The organism is Flavobacterium agrisoli, assembly GCF_016522065.1.
Lineage (GTDB): Bacteria > Bacteroidota > Bacteroidia > Flavobacteriales > Flavobacteriaceae > Flavobacterium > Flavobacterium agrisoli.
In genome coordinates this window covers 98892-123898 of sequence record NZ_JAEHFV010000001.1, presented here as the reverse complement: position 1 = coordinate 123898, position 25007 = coordinate 98892, and the positions used below count along the sequence as shown (strand labels likewise).

The window sequence follows — 25007 nt, the reverse complement described above, 5'->3', positions numbered from 1 at the left end:
ATTCTTATCTGTTAACTGCTTCAATTTTTAAAGTCCATGCTTCTTTTGCAGGTAAATTATTTCGCAGGCTTTCCGGAATTACAACTTTAAACCCGTTGCCTACTTTTATCCATTTTAAAGATGTTTTAGAACCTAACATCGTGATTTTTGTTCCTCTTTTAGGACTAATCGATTTTACAGTTATTGTTGCCGGTATTTTGTCTTCTCCGTCTTTAGCTAAATAAAACGCAAAAACATTTCCGGCTTTATTTTGTGTAAAACAGATATTATCTTCTTTGTAAGGTGCAATTGGTTTAGTATTATAAATTGCTGTATTGTTCACTTTCATCCAATCACCGTATGCCTGAAGCAAATCATAAGCTCCTTTATCCCATTCTCCTTCCGGACTTGGTGCAATGTTCAACAATAAATTGCCCCCCTTGGCCACAATATCAATCAAGAGATGAATTCCTTGTCTTCCAGTCATGTATTTTGCATCAGGGGTATACGACCAGCCTCCTCCTGATGGAATACACGATTCCCAAGGATAAGGCAATGTTTTTTCCGGAACGCGCCCTTCTGGCGTTAAGTAATTTTGATTTTTACCATGAACCGCTCGATCAACTACAATTAAACCCGGCTGCTTAGCACGTGCTTTAACCACTAACTCATCCATTTTCGGATCTTGATCTACCACTCTGTGTTTAATGAAACCATTTTTAGATTCGTTTTCAGTAAATTTTTCATCGTAGTTTTCTTTGATATTCTGCTGATCTCTTTTTCTAACCCAACCTCCGTCAAGCCATAAAATATCAACTTTCCCGTAGTTGGTTAAGATTTCTAAAATTTGGTTGTGTGTAAAATCAACATATTTTTGCCATTTTTCTGGATATAATGAAGGGTCGTAATTTACATTTCTGTCAAAAGGCGGAAAATAGGGATCCCAGTAGTACTCACTATGCCAGTCTGGTTTAGAGAAGTAAGCCCCAGTTGAAATATTTTCAGCTCTAAAAGCATTAAAAACTGCTTTTAAAATATCTGCTTTTGGATTTGTGTGAAAAGGAACATCTTTACTAGTAATCTTGTAATCACTATATTGGGTATCATACATATTAAATCCATCATGGTGTTTGGTGGTAAATACCATGTATTTCATTCCGGCATATTGTGCGGCTTTTGCCCATTTTTCAGGATTAAATTTCACTGGATTAAACGTCTTTCTCAATCCTTCGTAATCTTTAATATAATCGTTGTAATTAGACGGATTACTCCCTTTTTTACGTTCGCACCATCCGTAATCCTCTGGACAAATTGACCATGATTCTACAATACCCCATTGGCTGTATGTTCCCCAGTGCATTAATAATCCAAATTTTTTGCCCTGCCATTCTTCTAAGTTTTTCAATACAGCTGGATCTGTTTCGGGCACATAACGCTCATCTTCATAAATGGCTTGTGAGAATGCCTGTAAGGACATCAATACTGCCAAGGCTAAAATTACTTTTTTCATTATATATTAGTTTTTTGAGTTTTTTCTAATTCACTATTATTTCATCTACAAACAACCAAGTATCACCTCCTTCTGGATTTTTTCTTAGATTTTTGGCTATCACTTTAATGTATCTTGTAGAAGTTGGCTTCCATTGTATTTTAAAATCATTTAAATCAACATTTACATTTGGAGTAAATGCTCGTTCTATTGTGCCCAATGGCTCGTATTTTTTACCATCAAGAGAACCATAAACAGAAATTTCAGTTGGAAAATAAATTCCCGAACCTTGGCTTTCGAGGCTTCCCAATGTCACGGAATTAATTTCTCGTTTGCTTCCCAAATCAATTACTGCCTCCATATCATCTCGAAGCCAAGCCTGCCATTGACCATCATGAAAATTTTTAGTTCCTCTGATGATGTTCACCAAACTTAAATTACCATCTCCTTTGTAATTTTCATTAAAAGGAGTTTGAAATTCAATATTACTTCCTACAGCTTTATGAAAAACAATAGTGTCTTTAAATATTTTTCCAATAGGCTTATTATCTTTAAATAAAGAAGCCTGAATAATGGTCGTTTTATCAATTTGAATCGGTTCTTGGTAAGGGATAGCCTTTGAATCTAAAGGCTGATTACCCAAAACATATCGAATATCGGGCGAAGGAAATTCATTCTGCAAACCAATCATAACCTTTTTGGTAGTCAAGTCAACCCTACTAGTTGGGGTAATTAAATAAGCACTTTTTGCATAATTGATACCTAAGATATCATAACGTTGCAACATTTTTTCTAATCGAGTAGTAAAATCTACCCAATTTCGCGATTCTTTTGTACTCCATAAAACTTCGGACATCGCAGCTAAACGTGGAAATAACATATATTCGGAAAGTGATTCAGAGTCAATGTGTTCTGCCCATAAGTTGGCATGTCCTCCTAAAATATGTTTGCTAACTTCAGGAGTCATGGCATCAGCAATGGGATCAAACTCATAAACTGTATGTAATGGTAGAAAGGCATTAAAAGCAACAGGTTCTTCATTTTGAGGTCCTTGATAAAAGTTAAAATAACAATGCGATTCGGGTGTCATAATCACATCGTGTTGCTGTTCTGCTGCTTCTATTCCGCCTTTGGTTCCTCTCCAACTCATAACTGTAGCCTCGGGAGGCAAGCCACCATCAATAATTTCGTCCCAGCCGATCATCTTTTTCCCTTTGGAATTGATGTATTTTTCAATTCGTTTCACAAAATAGCTTTGCAATTCATTTACATCTTTCAAACCTTCTTCTTGAATTCGCTTTTGGCAATGCGGACAAATTTTCCAATTATCTTTAGCCGCTTCATCTCCTCCTATATGAATATATTGAGATGGAAAAATAGTAATCACTTCGTCTATTACATCTTCTAAAAATTCAAAAGTTGATTCTTTTCCGGCACAAAAAATATCGGTAATAGGCCATACTCCACCCGAAGGGACTCCTATTGGTTTATTGAAACAGGATAAATGTGGATAAGCAGCTATTGCTGAACTAACGTGTGCTGGCATTTCAATTTCGGGTATGATTTCCACATTTTTAAAATGTGCATATTGCACAATTTCTTTTAAATCAGATTGGCTCAAATAACCTCCATAAGTGCCCTTATCATTTGGGTCATTTTTCGCTCTAGAATTCCAAGCTTTATCTTCTTGATTTACGCGCCATGCACCTATTTCTGTCAATTTTGGATATTTTTTCACCTCCATTCGCCAACCTTGATCATCCACCATGTGTAAACGCAAAACATTCATTTTATGCATCGCTAACCGATCAATGGTTTTTAGAATATACTCTTTATTGAAAAAATGACGACATAAATCCAACATCAAACCTCGCTGTTGGTATCGAGGTTCATCTTTAATAGACACAGCAGGAATTTCCCATTTAACCCCTGTTTGTTTTGACTGTTTTTCTATCGCCATTGGCAACAATTGTCTTAGGGTCCCTATAGCATACATAAAACCTCTACTTGTTTGGGCAGTAATGGTAATATTTTTGGGAGTAGCCTTTAATTCATATCCTTCTTCTGAGACGTTATTTGAAACAATAAATGCTATATAGTTTTTTTTTGGTCTTTTGGATACTATTTGCAATTGCATGTTTGATACTGTTTTAAAAGTATCTAAAAATTCCTGCACACTTCTTTTAGAAATTGTATCAGTAAGATATACTTTTGTTTTGGCTGAAATAGCAAAAGAACCTTCTGCAAAAATTACTTCAGTAGGTTTGGGAATTATTTGAATGGTTGTTTTTCTCAGGCTATTTTGCGCTACAATAAAATTGCATAACAATACGGCTACTAAAATTAAAAAATGGTTTTGCTTTTTCATTTTGGCTTTTATTTTATTCTTTTACAAATGGGATTATGCTAAATTGATACTGATAGCTTTTCTTCTTCAATAAATATTGGTCTAATGGCCAAGCTCCCCAGCTATCAATACCTCCAACTCCCATTTGTTTATAATCAATTTTTAAACTGGTTAAATCTCTTTCAGATAAATCAGCTGCGTTACGTTGGTCTTTTTCTAAACCATCATCTAAATCTTCCGTGAGATAATGCAAAGCGCTCATGGCAAATAATTCATTAGATTGAATAGTTATTTTTACGGCATTATTTGAAATCTCAAGCCATCTTACATCTGTTTTATTTCCTGTTTCTTGTGGTCGGATGTATGGATAATATTGCTCTGAAACCGTTTGATTGAATACTCCAACTTTGGTATTGTATTTTCGATCTTCGTAATTTTCTGATGGTCCTCGTCCATAATAAACCAAGTTGCTGAAGTTTTTTGGCAAAATAATTTTCATTCCAAATCTTGGTAGCATTGGAATTTCTTTGTTTTTATTAATATCCAAAGATTGATTGACAAGTAAAACACCTTCACTATTCATCTCATAGTTGAGTATTAAATCAGCATCAACTTGAGTCAATTTATAAATTGCTTTCACTAGTATTTTATGATCTTTAGAAGTAGAATACTTAAAACTCACTAAAATTGGATTTTCCATTGCTTGTTTCCATACCAACAAGTTTTTTTGAAAATTAGCTCCCATATCATTGTCTGTTGGTGCTCTCCAAAAATTAGGTCGCAATTCATAACCTTCTTTTAGAATGGATTCTTTATTAAAAGTATAGCCGCTTATAAATCCTGTTTTTTTATCAAAAATAATTTCGGCTTTATTACTTTTAAAAACTATAGTTTTACCCTTTTTTTCGACACTAATTTTTGATTCGCCTACAACTGTATTGGCATTTTTCCAATTCCCTTGCAATTGTAATTGTTCGGTAGCAATTTCAAAATCTTGAGGTAAAAATGGTTCTTCATCTTTTAGCGTATAACTAAAATTCACAAAAGCTTCTTGGAATTGTTTACCATTTAAATCAATAGGCAATTGAATTGAAATTGCTTCTTGTGGATTGATATTTAAGCTTTCAATTGTTCCTTCTTGGGTAGAAATGCCATCTAAAACTAACTGCCAATGCAGGCGAACATTATCAAGATTCTTAAAGAAAAACTCATTAAAAACTTTTACTGTAACTGTTTCTTTTTTTTGCCAAGAAGTCAATATATTTTGCAAAACATTTTTGGCTTCAAAAGCATGCGGATTTGGTTTTCTTTCAGGATTAAAAACACCATTGTTTAAAAAATTATTGGCGCTAGGTACATCTTTGGGTCCAAAATCACCTCCATAAGCAAATACTAACGAACCATCGCTTTTCGTTTTATAAATCGACTGATCAATCATATCCCATACAAAGCCACCTTGAAAATTGGGATATTTTCGAAATAAATCCCAATAATCTTTAAAATTCCCCATTGAATTCCCCATAGCATGCGCATACTCACTCAAAATATAAGGACGTTTTGGATTTGGATTGTTCTCAATATATTCTACCATCCCTTTCGGCGAACTATACTGTGGGTCAATTATATCCGAATTCCATTCAAATTTCATGCTTTTGCCTTCCCACCCCGCAGTTGATGCTCTTTCGTACTGAACGGGTCTAGAAGCATCTCGTTTTTTTAACCAAAGATATTCTCGGTAAAAATTATAGCCGTTTCCTGCTTCATTTCCCATACTCCAAATAATAACCGACGCATGATTTTTATCCCGTTCCACCATTCTTTCAATGCGTTGGTGATGAGCCAATTCCCAACTAGGATTATTTCCTAAAGTTTGAGTTATCACGTACCCCATTCCGTGTGACTCTAAATTGGCCTCATCCACAACATAAATTCCGTATTTATCACACAATTCATAAAAATAATCATCATTGGGATAATGTGACATTCGAACAGCATTAAAATTATATTGTTTTAACAACTTAAGATCTTGTTCCATTCTTTCTCTAGAAAGAGTTTGTCCCATTTTGGGATCTGTTTCTTGCCTGTTAACTCCTTTTATATAAATCGCTTTGCCGTTAACTAATAGTTGACCCTTTTTTATTTCAATTTTTCGAAAACCTACATTTTGATTAATAATTTCAAGCATTTTTCCTTTTTTATTTTTGAGTAAAAAAGAAACCTGATACAAATTAGGCGTTTCAGCTGTCCATTTTTTTGGATTATCTACAGTAAATTCAATTGTTTGTTTTGGCGTTGTTACCGCAATTGTTTTAGTCGCTACAACAGTTTCTTTATCTTTAAACTGAATCTCTAAAGTATACTTGTCTTTTTTATTTAATTGAGAGAATTCGGTATTTATTTTTAAACTTCCGTTTACATAATCAGAATCTAAATTTGGGATAATTTCAAAATCTTTTAAATGCATTTTATTTCGGGCATACAGATAGGTATCTCGAGTAATACCACTCATTCGCCAAAAATCCTGACATTCTAAATAGGATCCATCACTCCATTTCATCACCTTTAAAACAATGGTGTTTTCTCCAGCTTTAAGAAAAGGTGTTATATTAAACTCTTGTGGTAATTTCCCATCCTCGCCATAACCAATATAAGTTCCGTTTATCCAAACCGTAAGATTTGATTTAGCGGCACCCACATGTAAAAAAATGGTTTTATTATTCCAATCTTTGGAAATATTTATTGTTTTGCGATATATCCCTGTTGGGTTATAATCCGTCGGAACAAAGGGTGGATTAATTGGAATATATTTTTCAAAATCGTAGGTTGTATTGGTATAAATGGGATATCCATAGCCGTTTACATCCCAATTAGCCGGAATTTTAAACGTATCCCAATCCGAATCATTAAAAACTTTTTTTTCAAAATCAGCAGGTAATTGTTTGGGACTGTCTGCATATTTAAATTTCCAATTTCCGTTTAAATTCAGGTAATTTTCGGATTCTTGCCAGTTGTTTTTAGAAGCTACTTCTTCATTTTCATAAACGTAATACGAAGCATGCATTGGCTCACGGTTATCTTCATTGATTTTTTCGTTTAACCAAAAAGATTTTTCCTGTGCTATGACAGATACAACCGATAGTAATGCTAATAATAACAACCTTATATTCATTTTTCTACTTTATTTATCCCAAGACATTTTAAATTTAGCATCTTCCATTCTATGCCCATTTTCGTCATCCGAAATAGCATAATTAAATCCTGAACGCAAACTGTAAGCACCGTGTTCTCCATTTTTATTTAATGCAATAAAACCAACTTGCAGGTATTCCATGTCTTTGTGATTTTTATGTTTGTTGTAAATACGTTCTGTAATTTCTTTACAGGCTTCATAAGGTGACTTTCCCTGACGCATTAACTCAACAACCATGGCACTTCCGGCAGTTCTAATAACTGCTTCTCCTAAACCTGTTGCCGCTGCAGCACCTACTTCATTATCCAGAAAAAGGCCCGCTCCTATAATTGGTGAATCGCCAACGCGACCATGCATTTTCCAAGCTGCGCCACTGGTTGTACAACCACCTGCTAGATTTCCATCTTCATCAATCATCAACAAACTAATCGTATCGTGATTTTCTATATTAATAACAGGTTTGTATTTGGATTCCTCTAGCCATTTTTTCCAATCTTTTTCTGAATCTGGTGTGAGCAAATTTTCTTCTTTAAATCCTTGGGATAAAGCAAACTGTAATGCTCCAGCCCCCGAAAGCATCACATGTGGTGTTTTTTGTAAAACCAATTTAGCTACAGAAATAGGATGTTTGATTCCCTGCAAAAAAGAAACAGAACCACAATTGCTGTTGTGATCCATAATACAGGCATCCAAAGTTACTTTTCCTTCACGGTCTGGATATCCGCCATAACCTACACTACGAACATTTGGATCTGCTTCAGGAATTTTCATTCCAGCTTCAATAGCATCAAGAGCTGGTTGTCCTGCTTTTAATTCTTTCCAAGTTTCCTGATTGGCTGGTAAACCATGATTCCAAGTTGAAATAACAACCGGTTTTTTGATTTTTTTGGGAGGTGTTTCTAAAATACCTTTACTTTCTTTAGCCAATCCACTGAATCCAACAGCGGTTACAGCTGCTGTACCTAAAGCTGCTTTTTTTATAAAATTTCTTCTATTTGACATACTTTTACTTTTAATCGAATTTTAGAAACTAATTATTGTAAACTGACTTTTGTTTCTTTAATCGTTTTTAAATTACTTTCAGACAAGGCATTTCCGTCGAAAAAAGAAACTCCAGTTGCACCATTTTCTTTGGCCAGTAAAATAGCTTCTTTTAATTCCGCATCATTTTTTAATCCGGGAATATAAACTCCGGTATTGATTTTTGTTTTTTTGCCTTCTAAGTCAGCTACGCCTTGTTTTGTTGCATAACCAACCCAATCAATTTCTTCATCATAAAAACTATGGTAAATCATTGGGTAAACCTCATCAATATTCCATTTGTCCCAACGCTGACGCACCATGTGATCGGCCATTTCTGGATATGGAAACACCGCCGCAGTAAGTTGCTTGTTGTGTTTATGAACAACTTCATAAGCATCATCTACAAGCGCTTTTATAGCATTCAATCGGAAGTTTTTCCATTCCATATCAATTGAGGTATTATGGCTTTCTTTTGGATTTTTATGATGAATTTTTTCGAATGCTTTTACACATTCATCACAATAACAAAAATCAAATTGTGGTAATTCTGTATCCTGAACCAAATTGTATTTTGGCAATAAACTAATTGGTAAAAAGATATCTGGAAAACGGATATAATCTAAATGAACACTTTCTATTCCCTCAACTTTTGCAAGTTCTTCAACCAACTGTAATATGTGTTCTCTCGATTCTTTTCTTGTAGGACAAAGCCATTGGTAATACTCAACATACGGACGTGTATCAAAACATGATTTTCCTTCTTTACTCACCTGATACCACTCTGGGTGCTTCAATGCAATGGAGTCTCCAGGTCTATTAACTGCCATTATCCACGCATGAACTTTCAAGCCCTCTTTAGTAGCAATAGGAACAATTCTTTTTAAAAGTTCAGGATTGGTTGACGTATTAATTAATACTTCATCAATACCTCCTTCTTTGTATTTTTTAAATTCATTTGTGTAATCTGCATCTGATTTTTCAGGACTAGCAGTTGACCAAACACTAAATTTAAAAGAGGATGTTTCTTCTTTTTTAGCACATGAAAAAATACTAATTGCTAATAAAAAAAGTAATAGTTTAGGTAGTTTCATAGTGGTTTATTTAGGTTAATTAGTTTTTGGTTTTAGTCGAAGCGCCTTCATAAAGTGCTTTTAATAACTCTTGTTTATTGTCTAAACTGTACTCCCAAAACATAGCTCCTCCTAATTTTTTTTGATTAATAAAAGCTATTTTAAGTGCAATTTCTTTTGGGGTTTCATAAGAAATAAAAATGTTATCCTGAGCATTCCACAAATAAGATGCTTTTGCAGAGTCATCATAAAATTCCTGAAACTTTCCAGACTGCTTTTCTTTTGTAATTTCCCAAAACGGAATAATAGCACTTCCTGTTCTAGCCGATTGATACAAACCATTATTTACGGGCACAACATTTTCCCATTTTCTACCATAAAAAGGTAACCCGATAATGAGTTTTTTGGCAGGAACTCCCGTTTTCACTAATTTATCTACAGATTCGCTAATGCTATTTCCACCAAATTTTTCCTCCTTAGAAGGATATAAATTAGCGTGATGTCCTGTTTGATAAAACCAACCATTGTAGAAATCATAACACATTACATTGATGAAATCTAAAAATTGATGCGCTTTACCCAAATCAGTATGATTAATATATTCCTGATCTGATGCGGTTGCTATAGTCAATAAATAATGTTTATTATCAATCTTAGTTTGTACTTGTAATTGTTTACGTAATTCGCCCAACAGAAGCGTAAAGTTTTCTTTATCTGAAGGTCTGAAAACATTATCCTCGGCACGCTGCCCCGGAAACTCCCAATCAATATCAATTCCGTCAAAACCGAATTCTTTCATTACTTTAACAGCACTTTTAGCAAATTTTTCTCTTGAATCCTGATAGGCTGCTAAAGTTGAAAACTGATCAGACCAAACCCAACCGCCAATGGAATACAATACTTTTAAGCTTGGATTTTGTTTTTTCAGCCCAATAGCACTTTCAATTTTCGTCTTATCGGTTGGCAATTCAAACTGTACATTCCCGTCAACAATATTGGCAAAAGCGTAATTAAGATGGGTCACCTTAGTGGCATCAATTTTAGCCGGATCAAAGTTTTCATAACCCGCTACATAACCAATTATTTTAAAATCTTCTTTCGATTCATTTCCATTTTGCTTTAAAGAAGAACATGCTCCAAAAAAGCTGATCATTATAATTATGAAAATTGACTTTATGACGCTATTGTTTTGTTTAAAATAAATCATTTGGTACTGTGGTGTTATTTGCTATTTGTTTCATTTTTCTATAAAACGTCCATCCTCCTTTATGATAAGGGTTTTGTTTGAAAAGGGGCTTCTTATTGAAATATTGTATCCCGCTGAATGATTTTCAAATACCGGTTTTAAAATTTTATCATCAACACTAATTGGTTCTTTGGTGAGATTTACCAACGATTTTGCCCAAACTTTATTCTTTTTGTAATACTCTTTTTGAGCTCTGTACAAATTGTAAAGTTCCCATTTTATTTTTTCATCCTGCGGAATTTTAAAAGTGTCTTTTCCTTCTTTTGAAGAAAAATAAACATAACCCCATTTTTCGGGTTCATGCATATTGATTACTCCTTGCGGCGACCAAACCCAATTATACTCTGGTAAAAATTTTCCTTTGGCATCTTTTTTTCGTTCGTATTTCCCATTAACAATACTATGCTGCCAGTTAACTCTTGAAAAATTCACTCTCCAAAAACGATCTTTTGGAACATTGTCTTCATTATACGATTTTTGATAAGCTGCCCAAGGAATAGCAATTTCGAGTATCCAACCTTCGTCAGTATCATTAGGATTATTAATCGTTCCATGAATTTTTACTGCCGATTTTAAACCCGTAATATCCCAATCATTCAACACTACAATATCATTTTCTCGGTATGGTTTTGTTAAAAATAAATCCCAAGCAGTGTTTAATGCATTTATTTCTAATTCGTAATAATTAAAAGTATCACTATCTGGGTCTATAAAAACCTCAAAATCGTTGTTGTAAAAAATAATGGTATCGCGTTGTTTTAAGTTTGCCCAAACGTGTGGTTCGTCAATTTTTGCTAAAATATAAAAATTGGTTTCATCCCAGAGCATTTTAACTTTTGTATCATACTTTGGTTTTATGCCATTCTCTATATCTTCAAAAAGACCCGTCCAATCAACTTTGCTCCAGGACGCATCGGTATCTTCGCCATCAATTGTAATTGGAGTTGTTGTTTTTGCCGCTACGTATGTTTTAGGTAGTATTGTTTTCTTTGATTGTGAAAAACCAACAACCGAAAGCCAAGCGAAAACAACTGTTATCCATTGATTTTTTAAAACCATAATGCTATTATAAACTGTTATCTTTAGTAAACTGAATAACTTCGCTCAATTTACCAAATGCGATAGCTACAGCGGTGTCTGCTGCGCCATAATAAACCGCTAACTTATCTTCTTCTGTATCGTGTAAAGCGGCACAAGGGAACACAACATTTGGTACATCTCCCACCATTTCATACATTTCTGCAGGGCCTAATAAATACGGCTGCGTTCTGTATTTTACTTTATCTGGAGAATCAACATCTAAAAGCGCAGATCCCATTGCATAACGAAAACCATTGCAGGTATTTATTACACCATGATAAATCATCAGCCAGCCTTCATTAGTTAAAATCGGGATTGGACCTGCTCCTACTTTTGTGCACTGCCACGCACTGTCTTCAAAAGGAGTTGGTTTCATTACCAATCTATGTTCACCCCAATATTTCATATCTGGACTGTAACTTATCCAAATGTCTCCAAAAGGCGTATGTCCATTATCACTCGGGCGGCTTAACATAGCATATTTTCCATTTATTTTTTTTGGAAATAAAACACCGTTTCTATTGAATGGTAAGAACGCATTTTCGCATTGAAAAAAATCTTTAAAATCAAAAGAATATCCAATACCAATTGTTGGTCCGTTGTAACCATTACACCACGTAATCCAGTAACGATCTTCGATAAATACGACGCGAGGATCATATTTATAAGCCGATTCAATCATATCTGTATTACCAGATTGCATTACAATTGGTTCATGGTTAATTTCCCAATCTATTCCGTTTTTACTAAAACCGGCAAAAATATTCATTTGAACTGCTTTATTATCACATCTAAAAACACCCGCATATCCGCCTTCAAAAGGAACTACGGCACTGTTGAAAATACTATTTGATGATGGAATTGCATATCTGTCAATGATCGGATTTTCCGAATAACGCCACATCACGTCTTTATTATATTCGGGCTTATCTTGCCAAGGAATATTTTTCATTTTATACTTTTTTTTTGTTAATCATGAATTTTATTGACTTTATCTAACCAAGTGAATTTTAATATAATTGAGGTAATTACGAATACTGCGATAGACACCCACATTTTTGGATAATCACGTATTAGTAAATAAATGGGAAGCAAAATCATGCTGGATTGCCATACAATTCCGATAACACAATTAAACATATCACTGCCTAAAGACGTATTTTTCTCGAAAGTACTGTCTTCCGCTTTTAAGGCCTCATAAACAGGCTTCCAAAAACCCCACGGTCGAATATTTTTATAAAAAGACCTCAAAACTTCGGGAGAAGTTGGCTGGGTTAAGAAAGTACCCAATAAACACCCTATTAAAGAGAATATAAAAATGATTGGAAATAAATAAATATCTTTTACATTCGACAATTCATGAAGTAATGTACCTGGTTCAAAACTCCCTTTACATTGTCCTAAAACAAATTGAAAAGAAGCCACGATAAGTCCAGCAAACATTCCCCAAAAATAACCCCATCCATTAAATCGCCACCAAACCCATTTTAAAAAATTAGCGGCTACATAACCACCAAATAAAGCGCTAGTAATCCATAATGTTAGTGAATTAATAGAATGGGCAAAAAAGCCCATAAAAACACCCAAACCAACAATTACAAAAGAAACAATATGACTTACTTTTATAAAATGCGCATCAGTTGCGTGAGGCTTGAAATATTTTTTATATATATCATTTACAATATAGGCAGGACCAGCATTTACAAAAGCCGAAAATGTTGACATAAAGGCGGCCAATAAACCGGCCAATAAAAGTCCTTTAATTCCTACTGGAACATGAAAATTTATAACGGTGGGCATTAAAATTTCTAAATCGGCTCCCTTTAAAGAGGGATTGGCTGCCAATTGTGGTGCTAAGGTTACCAATGCAATTACTACAATGCCCCCAATTAATAAATACCTGGGTATAAATAAAATTAAATTGGTAAAACCACTCATATAAGCAGCCTCCTTAACCGATTTTGTTGATAGAATTCTTTGTAAATCATAACTTGGTGTTGGACCCGCAATACTGGCAAAAAAACCCTTAAATAAAGACATTCCAATTAAAGCGCCAAACATCTTATACCCCTCAGTATCAATTAAATGATTAAAAGCAGCGTATTTTTCGTTCCAATGACTGCCCAGTTCCATCGAGAAAAACACGTTTTTCCATTCCTCGGTTATAATCGAATTTATTTGAACATCCGAATAATTAATAAGAGTGTAACCGGCAATTAAAATTCCTGAAAGAACCATGATTCCGTATTGCATTACTTCGGTAGCCACGACCGAAAACATACCACCTTTGATAGTATAAATAGTTGTTAAAATAATGATTATTAATGCGTATGATTGTTCTGAAGTAAAAACAATGCCATCATTAAACGAAACAGTTAAATCCCATGGCAAAATAACTGTCATAAATTTGCCAATTCCTTCAAAGAAATAAGCAATAAAACCAATGGTTGATACAATTGCAAAAGCAGCTACAATAATATGCGAGGCTTTACCTGCTTTATCATTACCAAAGCGAGTTAAAATCCATTCCGATCCGGTCATAATATTAGACCGGCGAATCCAAACTGCCAAAAACATCATGACAAAAATTTGATTCCATATCGGCCAGAGCCACATAAACATAAAACTTTTAACCCCGTATAGAAATAAAATTCCAACCATCCAAGCAGTTCCAGAAACATCAAACATACCAGAACCATTACTAAGGCCTAGATAGTACCACTTTATAGCATTACCTCCTAAAAAATAATCATCTAACCCTTTTGAAGCTCTTTTAGAAATACAAATACCTATTCCGATGGTCACTAGTATGTATATAATAATGATACTTAAATCGATAAAATCCATATGCTACTTTTTGTTATTATTTTTTAAACCCCAGTTTTTGTTTGGTTCAGACCCCATAACAAAACGCAACGTACCACCTTGAGAAATTTGTTGGTGTGAAATAGTTGTTTGATTGAATTCGACTCCATTTAAAGTAGCCGATTGTATATAGAAGTTTTTATCGGTAACATTTTGCGCTACAATTACAAACTTTTTACCATTTGAAAGATTAAGAGTTACTTTATCGAAAATCGGACTTCCAATTTCATATTCGCCCGAAGCTGGATTCATTGGATATAATCCCATTGAACTAAAAACATACCAAGCCGACATTTGGCCACAGTCTTCATTTCCACTTAAACCATTTGGCGTTGTATTGTATTGAGTATTTAAAATATGATGCACCCAGTATTGCGTTCGCCAAGGTTGATTGGCCTTATTAAACATATACGCGATATGATGACTTGGTTCATTTCCGTGTGCATATTGACCGATTAATCCTGAAATATCCGCCGAAACATTGTTTCCTGTAATTTCTGAACTCTCTGTAAATAATTGTTCCAAACGATTGGTAAACTTTTCATTTCCGCCATGTAATGCAATAAAATCAGCTACATTATGAGGCACAAACCAACTATGTTGCCAAGCATTTCCTTCAGTATAATCGGTATGTTCTCTATGATTAGAATGTTTTGGATCAAAAGGTTCATTCCATGTTTTTCCATCATCGGATTTCCCTCTCATAAAGCCCGTTTTTGGGTCAAATAAATAACGGTAAGCTTGAGAGCGTTTTAAGAAAAATTCATAATCATCGTTTTTGCCTAATGCTTTCGCCATTTGAGCCACACACCAATCATCAAAAGCGTATTCAAGGGTTATGGTAACCGATTCATCTAACAAATTATAAGGTATATACCCAAATTTTTTATAGAAATTAAGTCCTCGTTCGTCCTGCATCATGGTGTTCTTCATAGCTTCAAACGCTTTTTCGTGGTCAAAGCCTTTAATACCTTTTAAATATGCATCTACAATAACCGGAATTGCATGATAACCTGTCATTGTATTGGTTTCGTTGGCGTATAATGTCCAAACCGGCAATATTTTTTTGGTAGTGTAATAGGTTAACATTGAGTTTACAATGTCAGCGGTTTTTTCAGGAGCTAATAACGTTAATAATGGATTTTCGGCTCTAAAAGTATCCCATAAGGATAAGGTGGAATATGCTGTATAGTCTTTTGCCGTTAGAATTTGATCATTCTCATTTCGGAATTGTCCATTTTTATCACTAAAAGTTACCGGAGCCACTTGCGCGTGATACATAGCTGTATAAAATAATGTTTTAAGCGAATCCATAGGAGTTTCAACTTCTATCTTGCTAAGAGCCGACTCCCAATTTTTTGCGGCATTTGCTTCCACTTTTTCAAATGATAGGTCGTCTGAATCTAAATTATCTTTGGCATTGTTTATACTTACCGAAGATAACGCTACTTTAACTTGCAATTCATTGCTGGTGTCTGCATTGAAAAACAGTTGAACTGCTGTATTTTCAGCTGTTGTTTTTTTCTGCTCCACTACTTTTTTATCTGCAACCAAAACGTACTCTACAATAGGTTTAGAAAATTTAGCAACAAAAAAAACTTTCTGATTTTTTGCCCAACCTGTGCTGTATCTATAACCACTTATAGTGTATCTATCTTCAATATTAATAGCGGTTTGCTCGGCTTTGTCCCAATTAATAGCAAATCCTAAATCAATTACTACTGATTGCTTGTCTTTTGGGGCAAAAGTATATTTATGGTAAGCTGTTCTTAGTGATGAAGTAAGTTTTACATTTATTTTAGGATCTTCAAGATAAACTTGGTAAGTGCCCGGTGTTGCTTTTTCGTTAACATGATGGTATAAAGACTTATAAGGTAAGTCGTTTCGAGAAGATACTTTGGTAGTTAAATCGACTTTTTTGTTAATAGGCATTACTAAAATATCAGCTAAATCACCTATTCCTGTTCCACTTAAATGTAAATGACTAAATCCAGCTACAATAGAATCTGAAAAATGATAACCAGAACACCAATCCCAACTCGAAATTCCGTTATCCGGACTTACTTGCACCATTCCAAAAGGTACTGTTGCACCCGGATAAGTATGTCCATGACCACCCGTACCAATAAATGGATTTACGTAATTTATAACATTAACATTCTTGTTTGTGTTATTATTGAGTTTTATTTTGCAACTTGTGACCGAAATTAGGAGCAGTACCAGTACACTAAAGTTCTTCATATCAAATAATCTTAATTTAACTTTAAATTTAGATAAATTTGATTTTCGGGATAACTATTTTAGACGGATAACACATAAACTTAGCTAAACATCAAAAAAAAGAAAAAAAGAAACCTTTTTCATTTATGATACTCACAAACAAAAAACTGCATAATATACCCTTACAATACCATTTATTATTTTGGTTTGTTTATTTTGTATTTAACACTTTTCGATGGGGAAGTTATTTTAACGATTATCTCTATTCGCTAAAAACCAATTTAATTGGATTTCCGATACACATGAGTTTGTGTTATTGGAATATTTTAGTTTTGATGCCTTATTTACTCTACCAAAAAAAATACCTATTCTATATATTTACCTTTCTAAGTTCTATTTTTTTAATGGTGGTGGTAAAATTTAACCTTACCTATTATTTTGTAAGTCACAACGTTTGGCCAGAAGGTCCTCAGAATTTAGACACGTTTTCGTTAAATTACTGTATCGATATGATGTTGGGGGAACTATATGTAACCACTTTTGTAACGGCCATTATCATCACATTGGATTTCTTGAAAGAGCAAAATAGGGTAATCGAATTGGAAAAATCAAGTTTAGAAACGGAATTATTATTTCTAAAATCGCAGATTTCACCACATTTTTTCTTCAATACGTTGAACAACATTTATTCGCTATCGGTAGAAAAATCAAACAAAACCCCAAAAGTAGTGATAAAACTATCCGAATTAATGCGTTACATGCTTTATGAAACAAAAAACAAAAGACAGACTTTAGAAAATGAAATTATTTGTATACAAAATTATCTTGATTTAGAACGCATTCGTAATGATGATCGACTAGAAGTGGATATGTCTATTTCGGGAGATATCCACGATAAAGAAATTGCCCCTGTTTTATTACTGACATTTATCGAAAATGCTTTTAAACACGGTGTAAACAAAAATACCGACAGGGTAAAAATAAACATCAGTTTAAAAATAAAAGGAAATTTTTTAACCTTCAAAGTAACCAATCCTATGCCAGCTAAAACAATTCATGTAGACAACCTAAAAGTGTCAAGCGGTATCGGTATTGAAAATGTAAAAAAAAGACTTGCTTTGGGTTATAATAAAAATGACTATGCGCTTTCATTTAAAAATAAAAACGATATTTTTGTTGTTAAGCTAGTTATTAAGGTAGCTTAATCCTAAAAAGTCTTTATTTTGTCAAGCACACCCCCTGTAAATACCACTATTTTTCTAAATTAAAATCAAAATGAAAATAAAATATGTGATAATTGATGACGAGCCGTTAGCAATAAATGTAATCAAAAACCTTTTGCAGCATATCGACAACTTTGAATTGGTAGATACTTTTAGTAACTCTATTGAAGGATTGCATTTTTTAAAAAACAACCCTGTTGATGTCTTGTTTTTGGATATAAACATGCCCGTTCTCGACGGAATTAATTTTGTAAAAAGTCTTGAAAACCCTCCCCTACTAATTATAACAAGTGCTTATGACCAATTTGCTATTGAAACATATGAGTTAGATGTCCTGGATTATTTGGTAAAACCGATTGAATTTCCAAGGTTAATGAAAGCCATTAATAAAATTACCAAAAGATTAGATACAGCTCCTAAGTTAACGGCTGAAAACAACAAAGAAAATGCTTTCATTTTTGTGAAAATCGATAAAAAGAAAATGAAAAAAATATTTCTTAACGAAATATTAGTCATTGAAAGCTTGAAGGATTATTTAAAAATCAATACCACATCAGGAAAATACATTATTCACAGCACACTTTCTGATTTTACCAACTTATTACCTGAAAGAGATTTTATACGAATTCACCGTTCTTATACCATCGCTATTGATAAAATTGATGCGGTAGAAGGAAATAGTATTGAAATTGAAGGGCTTAGATATGTAATTGGTCGATCTTATATAGATGAAGTGAAACAACGCATTTTGAGCGATTCTATTTAAAAAAAGCACCTCTTATAAAATTATATTGCAGTCCCAATTTTTTCTTTCGAATTGAATTGAAATTCTAGTAAAAAAAAAAATGCAACCTAAATAAATAGATTGCATTTTCAAACAGGTAACTAACCAAATTAATTATATAAAATAACCAGTTTTATATAAACTTAAATAAACCAACAAATTAAAAATGATAGCGTTTAAACGCTTCAATTGCAGAATAATCTGCTAAACCTAAATCGTGATATTTTTTTGCTGTTAAACGATTTCGGTCTTCTGCCCTAACCCAAAACTCTCTATTATCATCTCCTTGAAACATAACACCATCTTTTTGGGTTTGGTGGTAAAAAATGGCATGCCGTTTTTTCAAAACTTGATCTGGGCTCATCGGAACAGCCATTTCAATTTGATAAGGATCCCATTCGTGCCAAGCACCTCGGTACAACCAGACCCAGCAATCATCCATATAACTATTTGTTTTAAGCCGTTTAAGAGCTTCAAACAAACTATCCAAACATACTTTGTGTGTTCCATGCGGGTCTGCTAAATCTCCCGCTGCATATATTTGATGTGGTTTTATCGAATCGATTAAATCACACATAATTGCAATATCTGCATCTGATAAATTATTTTTCTTTACGGTTCCAGTTTCATAAAAAGGTAAATCTAGAAAGTGGACATTTTCATCTGGTAGACCTAAGTAACGAGTTGCCGCCAAAGATTCACTTCTTCTTATAGTTCCTTTTAATTTCCTAACTTCAAACAAATCGATTTCGTTACCTGTACGGTTTTTTATAAAATCAATAATCGTGTCTGCTTGATTTGAATTAGAATGAAGCGATTTTGAAATCTCGGCAAATTTTAATGCTTCTTCATTAGAAACAGCAATGTTTCCTGAGGTTTGATAAGCAACATGCACTTCATGCCCTTGCTCTACTAATCGGTCAAAAGTACCTCCCATTGAAATAACATCATCGTCTGGGTGCGGACTAAAAATAATGACTCTTTTTTTGGCTGGAGTAGAACGTTCGGGTCTGTAAGTATCATCAGCATTAGATTTCCCACCTGGCCAACCCGTTATCGTTTGCTGCATTTTATTAAACATTTTAATGTTTAAATCATAAGCAGTACCCTCTTCGGTTAACAAACTCGACATGCCGTTATCGTTATAATCTTTATCGGTTAATTTTAAAAATGGCTTTTTCGTTAATTCGCTTAACCAAACTACTGCTTTTAGTTTTAACTCATCTGTCCAAACACATGATTTTACTAACCAAGGTGTTTTTACTCTTGTTAGTTCTGATGATGCTTCGCTATCCAATACAAAAGTGGTATTAGAATGCTCTTGCAAATAGGTTGCGGGTACTTGTGGAGACACTTCGCCTTCAATGGTATTTTTAATTATTCCAGCTTTATTGACTCCCCAACCCAACAATACTATACGTTTGGCACTTCTAACTGTACCAATACCCATCGTAATTGCTTTACGAGGTACGTTATCAATTCCTAAAAAAGCAGAAGCTGCATCAACTCGTGTCAAATGATCTAACGTGATACTTCGAGTACCCGAATTAACGTGCGACCCTGGTTCATTAAATCCAATGTGTCCGGTACGACCAATACCGAGTAACTGAAAATCAAGACCTCCATAAGACTTTATTTTCATTTCATAATCAATGCAATATTGTTGTAAATCTTCAGCACTTACACTTCCGTCAGGAATATTTATATTTTCGGGTTTTATATCCACATGATTAAAAAGATGCTCGTGCATAAAATAATAATAGCTCTGAATATTATTTTTATGCATGGGATAGTATTCGTCTAGGTTAAATGTTACTACGTTTGCAAAACTCAAAGCTTCTTCTTTATGCATTCGAACTAATTCTTCGTACACTTTGATAGGTGAAGACCCTGTAGCCAAACCTAAAATGCAAAATTCATTTAACTCCTCTTTTCGCTGAATCAAATTGGCGATTTCTTGTGCCACCAATAACGAAGCTTCTTTAGATGAATCGAATATTACATTATGAATTTTCTCGAAACGTGTTTCTTCAAACATCCCGGCTTCTCTAAAACTTATACCTTCTTTAATCATTTTCAAGTAGTGCATTAAATTAATATTATAAAATTAAGGATTCCGATTTTTTAAGTTTTAAAAATTCGACTAACAACTTCAGTACTTCGGCAAAGGACAATTTTTATTAGTTGTTACAGGGCAATAAAACAACGAATATTATTCTATTATCCCAATCTCAGCAATAGAATACGTTTCACTGTTTCCTACACCTGACTTGGCTACAAACCGAATGTACCTTGTTTTAATTGATTTAAAAGTCTTGACCTGTTGAATTGGGTTGTGTTTAATATTTGAAAATTCACCCTGAGACTTCAATATCCAGTTTACATTATCTGTACTGGTATAAAATTCATAATTAGAAATTAAATTCAGATTATTACCCACCTGTTGTGGTGTATAAGTAAAACCAGCTATTTTTAAATTAGCTCCGATGTCAATGGTTATTTGATGTGGGGATTTATTGAGTTTTCCACCAAAATGCCATACTGTATTTGGATTTCCGTCTATAATCCTATCAGCCAATTTCAAATCACCACTTGAAGCCGAAACTATTTTCCAATTTTCTTTTGTCACACCGTATTTACCCGTTTTTACGGCACTGCTACTTTTTTCTGTTGTATCGATTGCCACAGCTTTAATAGTAACGGCATTATTAACTCGAAATACGCCTTTATATAAAGTACTTTTTTTTGTAGGTGTATTTCCGTTGAGTGTGTAGTAAATCGAGTTGCCCTTTTCTGATGTCAGGGTTATATTGCCCTTTTTATCTCGCTGAATTTCGGGCATTCGTACAAATATAGGTGCGTTGTAAGCCTGAATATTGGAAATAACAATATTGGCTTTTGAATCGGTAATATTTATTCTTAAAGCTGACGCTTCAACCCTCTCTATTCTTAAAATTCTTTTGTAGCCAATTGTGGTTTCCTTTGCAACTGTTTTCCAACGACCTGCCACTTTTGCCTCAACATTAAAAGCTTTTACACGTTGTCCTAGGGCTATATATTCCTGAAGTACAATTCGGTTTAAGGCTGTAGGTTTTTCAAACTCAAACGTAACAGAAGCCTTTTTTACATTATCATCTGTAGCCCAATACGAGTTTTTATTTTGGTCAACAGTATTTTTTCCTCCGAATGTTTCCTTATTTTCCCTCACATTATCAGCATAAATTTTGGTTTTAGATAGTAATGCTGTTCTAAAATCGGCTTTTAAAGTGGCAACGAGTTCTTTCAAACGTTGCTCGTCATTTTCGTGCACTAAACCTCTTTTGTCCACAGGAAGATTTAACAACAAGTTAGCATTTCTTCCCACCGATTCGTAATAAATATCGACCATTTCGTCTAAAGAACGCACTTTATCGTCTTCTACAGCATGATAAAACCATCCTGGTCTTATCGAAACATCGGCCTCTCCTGGAACCCATTTTTCACCATCTTCATGACCCGACATAAAATCGGTATAAGGTACTTTTCCTTGTAATTCATCTTTTTGACGTAAAAGCGACCAATTTGTTTTTCCCGCACGTCCTTCTTCGTTCCCAATCCATCTGGCTTCAGAAGGGCCTACACCCCAAACCAATGTTTTTGGTGCTAGCTGATAAATCAATTTATAGGTTTCATCCCAGTTGTAATATTCAAGAGTATTAATTTTTCGTGTTTCATTGGCTCCACCATAATAACCGTCTCCTCCGTTGGCACCATCAAACCACATTTCGAAAACATCTCCATAGTTGGTTAATAATTCGCGTAATTGATTTCTGAAATATGTTATATATTCTGGCTTGCCATAATCGGCACGGCTTCGATCCCAAGGCGAAAGGTATAATCCTAATTTCAAACCATATTCTTTACAGGCTGCTGCCAGCTCTTTAACCAAATCTCCTTTCCCATTTTTCCAAGGTGAATTTTTCACAGACCGTTCTGTATAAGCCGAAGGCCATAAGCAAAATCCATCATGATGTTTGGCTACTAGAATAATTCCTTTCATTCCGGCTGCTTTAACAATTCGTGCCCATTGGCGAACATCTAAATTTGTTGGGTTAAATAATTCAGAGGATTCATCTCCATATCCCCATTCTTTATTAGTAAATGTATTTAATGAAAAATGCACAAAAGCATAAAATTCCATTTCCTGCCAATCTATTTGCTTTTGGGAAGGAAGAGGCCCAAAAGGCAGCGGATCTGAAATATTATTTTGAGAAAATACTGAATTTGAAATATGAAAAACAAGCAATAATATAAAAATCTTTTTCATTACAACTAACTTAATTTTGGAATAAATTATACAGAAATGAAAGTTAATCATATTTGAAAAAAGAGGACAAACTATTTCGACCAATAACCAATTAATAACTCTTTACGATTAATTGATTTTTATATATTCCTTTTTGAGAATTAAATCAGGTATGTTTTTACAAAATCATGGTTTTTCTTCATGAAAAAATGCATCGCAGCTATTTTTTGACTTACTAATAAAACAAATCATATAAATCATCGAGCTTTTTCTTTAATAGTGAAGGAGGACAAGGTTTAAGAATAAAATCATTCAAATACTGATAATGCGGATGATGCACAATACCAGCATCAACAGATGCTGTTAAAGCAATAATTTTAACGGCTGCTTTTTTTCTATCAGGAACATTTCTAATCATTTTTGAAGCTTCAAACCCATCCATAGTTGGCATGTTTATATCCATTAATATAACATCAAAATCTTCTCTTAACAATGCTTCGACAGCCTGTTTTCCGTCTGTTGCTAAAGATGGTTTAATTCCCCATTTGTTGAGGAGTTTTTTTAGCACTACATAATTAATATTGTTGTCTTCTGCCACCAAGACTCTCAACTTGGAAATATCCTTTTCAGGTATTTCTTCCCGCTGTGGGTCAAAATTTTGGTTACTAACAATTTGAAATTCCAACATAAAACTAATCTTTGTGCCAATTCCTTCACTGCTTTCCAATTTCATATCTCCACCTAACAACCCTATCAATCGGCTAGCAATAGTAAGCCCTAACCCAGTGCCATAGTGTTGTCGATTGCAATCATTACTTTTCTCATTATAAGGTTCTAAAATATTAGACTGCTGTTTATTTGATATACCGATTCCCGTATCTTTCACGATAAATTCAACCTTCACTTTTTCTTGTTGAATTTCAACTACATTAGCCTGATAGCAAACGGTGCCTTTATAAGTAAACTTGATGGCATTCCCAATTAAGTTTAAAAGTATTTGCGTAATTCGATTTGGATCTCCAACTACCTTACTATTATCCAATATAGGATCAGAAAAAAAACTAAAAGAAAGTTTTTTTGCGACAGATTCTTGAACAAAGGTATTGTGTATGCTTTTAAATAAAATAGGGATTGAAAATGGTTCAAATTGTATATTCACTTTACCCGCCTCGATTTTATTGAAATCCAAAATATCGTTAATTACGAATAATAAGCTCTTGGCAGAAAATAATAAAATAGCTACATTTTCTTTTTGTTTTACATTTAATTCGTCCATAGCTAATAGATTAGCCATACCCACGACAGCATTAAGTGGGGTTCGAAGTTCATGCGACATTGTTGAAAGAAAATTGGTCTTGGCAGAAGCGATATCTTGAGCTTCTTCTAATGATTTTTTTAATGCCATTGAAAGCTTTTTTTCTCGACGATTTGCATTTTTAAAAGCTTTAAAAAAATAATAATGAACAAATAAAAGGATAACAAAATTATAAATAAACAAAAATTTAAAAGTCTCTTTATTTACATTTGGCTCTATGTAAATAAGTTTTACTCCTGTATTTTCTTCCAATACAATCAACAAGATTAAGGGTAAAATATTAAGTATTGAATAAATTAACCCCCAACGAAGCCCCAAGATATAATACCCGACTGAAATAATTAAAAGAATGTATTGTAATAAGACAAGATTGATCCCTTGCTGGAAATACAAAATCGAAGTCCAAAGAATAAAGGCAATGCTATTTATAAACAAGTGCCCCACCACTCTCCATGAAATCTCAAAAAACAAAAGAAAAATAGCCGCTACCAATAAACCTAAAAAAAATATACTACGCCAAATAAATTGCTCATTTGACTCACCTAATAAAAAGTAGATTGTGCAAATTCTTTGAAGAATAAATAATAACAGTACTCCAATCAATAGTTTTATTCTTGCTTGATTGAGTAAACTCGTTTCCTGTAGCACTATTTTTTTAAAATCTAACTTAAGGTTTTGAGCCATTTATATTTAATTTAGAGAATCTTAAGAATCAATACAATTTAATAATTTTTTTCTTAATTCCTCAAAAGTAATTACTAAGCGAAACTGTTTTATTAAAACTGGACTTTGCCCTATAATTCTGTCATAAGAAACTGCGTTTTTGTTTCATTTTTGTCCTCAATAAAAACATATTTACAAAGACGGACAATATAGATAAAAATAATACTA

Annotated in this window: 15 protein-coding genes; 2 read left to right on the top strand and 13 right to left on the bottom strand. The window is 33.7% G+C overall.

Annotation, left to right across the window (positions count from 1 at the left end; all coding sequences use genetic code 11):
- Window positions 1-4 precede the first annotated feature (4 nt).
- From I5M07_RS00500 to I5M07_RS00455, 10 genes are all read right to left on the bottom strand, one after another.
- A complete protein-coding gene (locus tag I5M07_RS00500; protein WP_200104232.1) occupies window positions 5-1489 on the bottom strand; it encodes an alpha-L-fucosidase in 1485 nt (494 codons plus the stop codon).
- A gap of 25 nt (window positions 1490-1514) precedes the next feature.
- Complete coding sequence (locus I5M07_RS00495) at window positions 1515-3836, bottom strand: glycoside hydrolase family 20 protein (RefSeq protein ID WP_200104231.1); 2322 nt, start codon at window positions 3834-3836, stop codon at window positions 1515-1517.
- Between the two features lie 13 nt (window positions 3837-3849).
- Window positions 3850-6984, bottom strand: a complete 3135-nt coding sequence (locus I5M07_RS00490) for a glycoside hydrolase family 2 TIM barrel-domain containing protein (RefSeq protein WP_200104230.1) — start codon at window positions 6982-6984, stop codon at window positions 3850-3852.
- Window positions 6985-6993: 9 nt separating this feature from the next.
- Window positions 6994-8007: an isoaspartyl peptidase/L-asparaginase family protein gene (locus tag I5M07_RS00485; RefSeq protein ID WP_200104229.1), complete on the bottom strand. Its 1014-nt coding sequence runs from the start codon at window positions 8005-8007 to the stop codon at window positions 6994-6996.
- Window positions 8008-8039: 32 nt separating this feature from the next.
- Complete coding sequence (locus tag I5M07_RS00480) at window positions 8040-9119, bottom strand: putative glycoside hydrolase (RefSeq protein WP_200104228.1); 1080 nt, start codon at window positions 9117-9119, stop codon at window positions 8040-8042.
- Window positions 9120-9138: 19 nt separating this feature from the next.
- Window positions 9139-10251, bottom strand: coding sequence for a glycoside hydrolase family 18 protein (locus I5M07_RS00475; RefSeq protein ID WP_233621898.1), 1113 nt, complete (start codon window positions 10249-10251; stop codon window positions 9139-9141).
- A gap of 84 nt (window positions 10252-10335) precedes the next feature.
- Window positions 10336-11403, bottom strand: a complete 1068-nt coding sequence (locus I5M07_RS00470) for a carbohydrate-binding family 9-like protein (RefSeq protein ID WP_200104226.1) — start codon at window positions 11401-11403, stop codon at window positions 10336-10338.
- Between the two features lie 7 nt (window positions 11404-11410).
- Window positions 11411-12376 carry a glycoside hydrolase family 130 protein gene (locus I5M07_RS00465; RefSeq protein WP_200104225.1) on the bottom strand — a complete coding sequence of 322 codons (966 nt, stop codon included), beginning with the start codon at window positions 12374-12376 and terminating at the stop codon, window positions 11411-11413.
- Window positions 12377-12393: 17 nt separating this feature from the next.
- A complete protein-coding gene (locus I5M07_RS00460; RefSeq protein ID WP_200104224.1) occupies window positions 12394-14271 on the bottom strand; it encodes a sodium:solute symporter family protein in 1878 nt (625 codons plus the stop codon).
- Between the two features lie 3 nt (window positions 14272-14274).
- Window positions 14275-16530: a GH92 family glycosyl hydrolase gene (locus tag I5M07_RS00455; protein ID WP_200104223.1), complete on the bottom strand. Its 2256-nt coding sequence runs from the start codon at window positions 16528-16530 to the stop codon at window positions 14275-14277.
- 125 nt (window positions 16531-16655) lie between these two features.
- On the opposite strand from I5M07_RS00455, the gene I5M07_RS00450 reads away from it, so the two are divergent.
- Window positions 16656-17714 (top strand): sensor histidine kinase, encoded by a 1059-nt coding sequence (locus I5M07_RS00450; protein WP_200104222.1) that lies wholly within the window; start codon window positions 16656-16658, stop codon window positions 17712-17714.
- A 70-nt stretch (window positions 17715-17784) separates the two neighbouring features.
- Window positions 17785-18498, top strand: a complete 714-nt coding sequence (locus I5M07_RS00445; RefSeq protein ID WP_200104221.1) for a LytR/AlgR family response regulator transcription factor — start codon at window positions 17785-17787, stop codon at window positions 18496-18498.
- A 178-nt stretch (window positions 18499-18676) separates the two neighbouring features.
- Here the strand turns inward: I5M07_RS00445 and nagB are convergent, their stop codons facing one another.
- From nagB to I5M07_RS00430, 3 genes are all read right to left on the bottom strand, one after another.
- Window positions 18677-20590 carry a glucosamine-6-phosphate deaminase gene (gene nagB, locus I5M07_RS00440; RefSeq protein ID WP_200105126.1) on the bottom strand — a complete coding sequence of 638 codons (1914 nt, stop codon included), beginning with the start codon at window positions 20588-20590 and terminating at the stop codon, window positions 18677-18679.
- Between the two features lie 138 nt (window positions 20591-20728).
- Window positions 20729-22822, bottom strand: coding sequence for an alpha-L-fucosidase (locus tag I5M07_RS00435; RefSeq protein ID WP_200104220.1), 2094 nt, complete (start codon window positions 22820-22822; stop codon window positions 20729-20731).
- Between the two features lie 214 nt (window positions 22823-23036).
- Window positions 23037-24800, bottom strand: coding sequence for an ATP-binding protein (locus I5M07_RS00430; RefSeq protein ID WP_200104219.1), 1764 nt, complete (start codon window positions 24798-24800; stop codon window positions 23037-23039).
- Window positions 24801-25007: the final 207 nt, after the last annotated feature.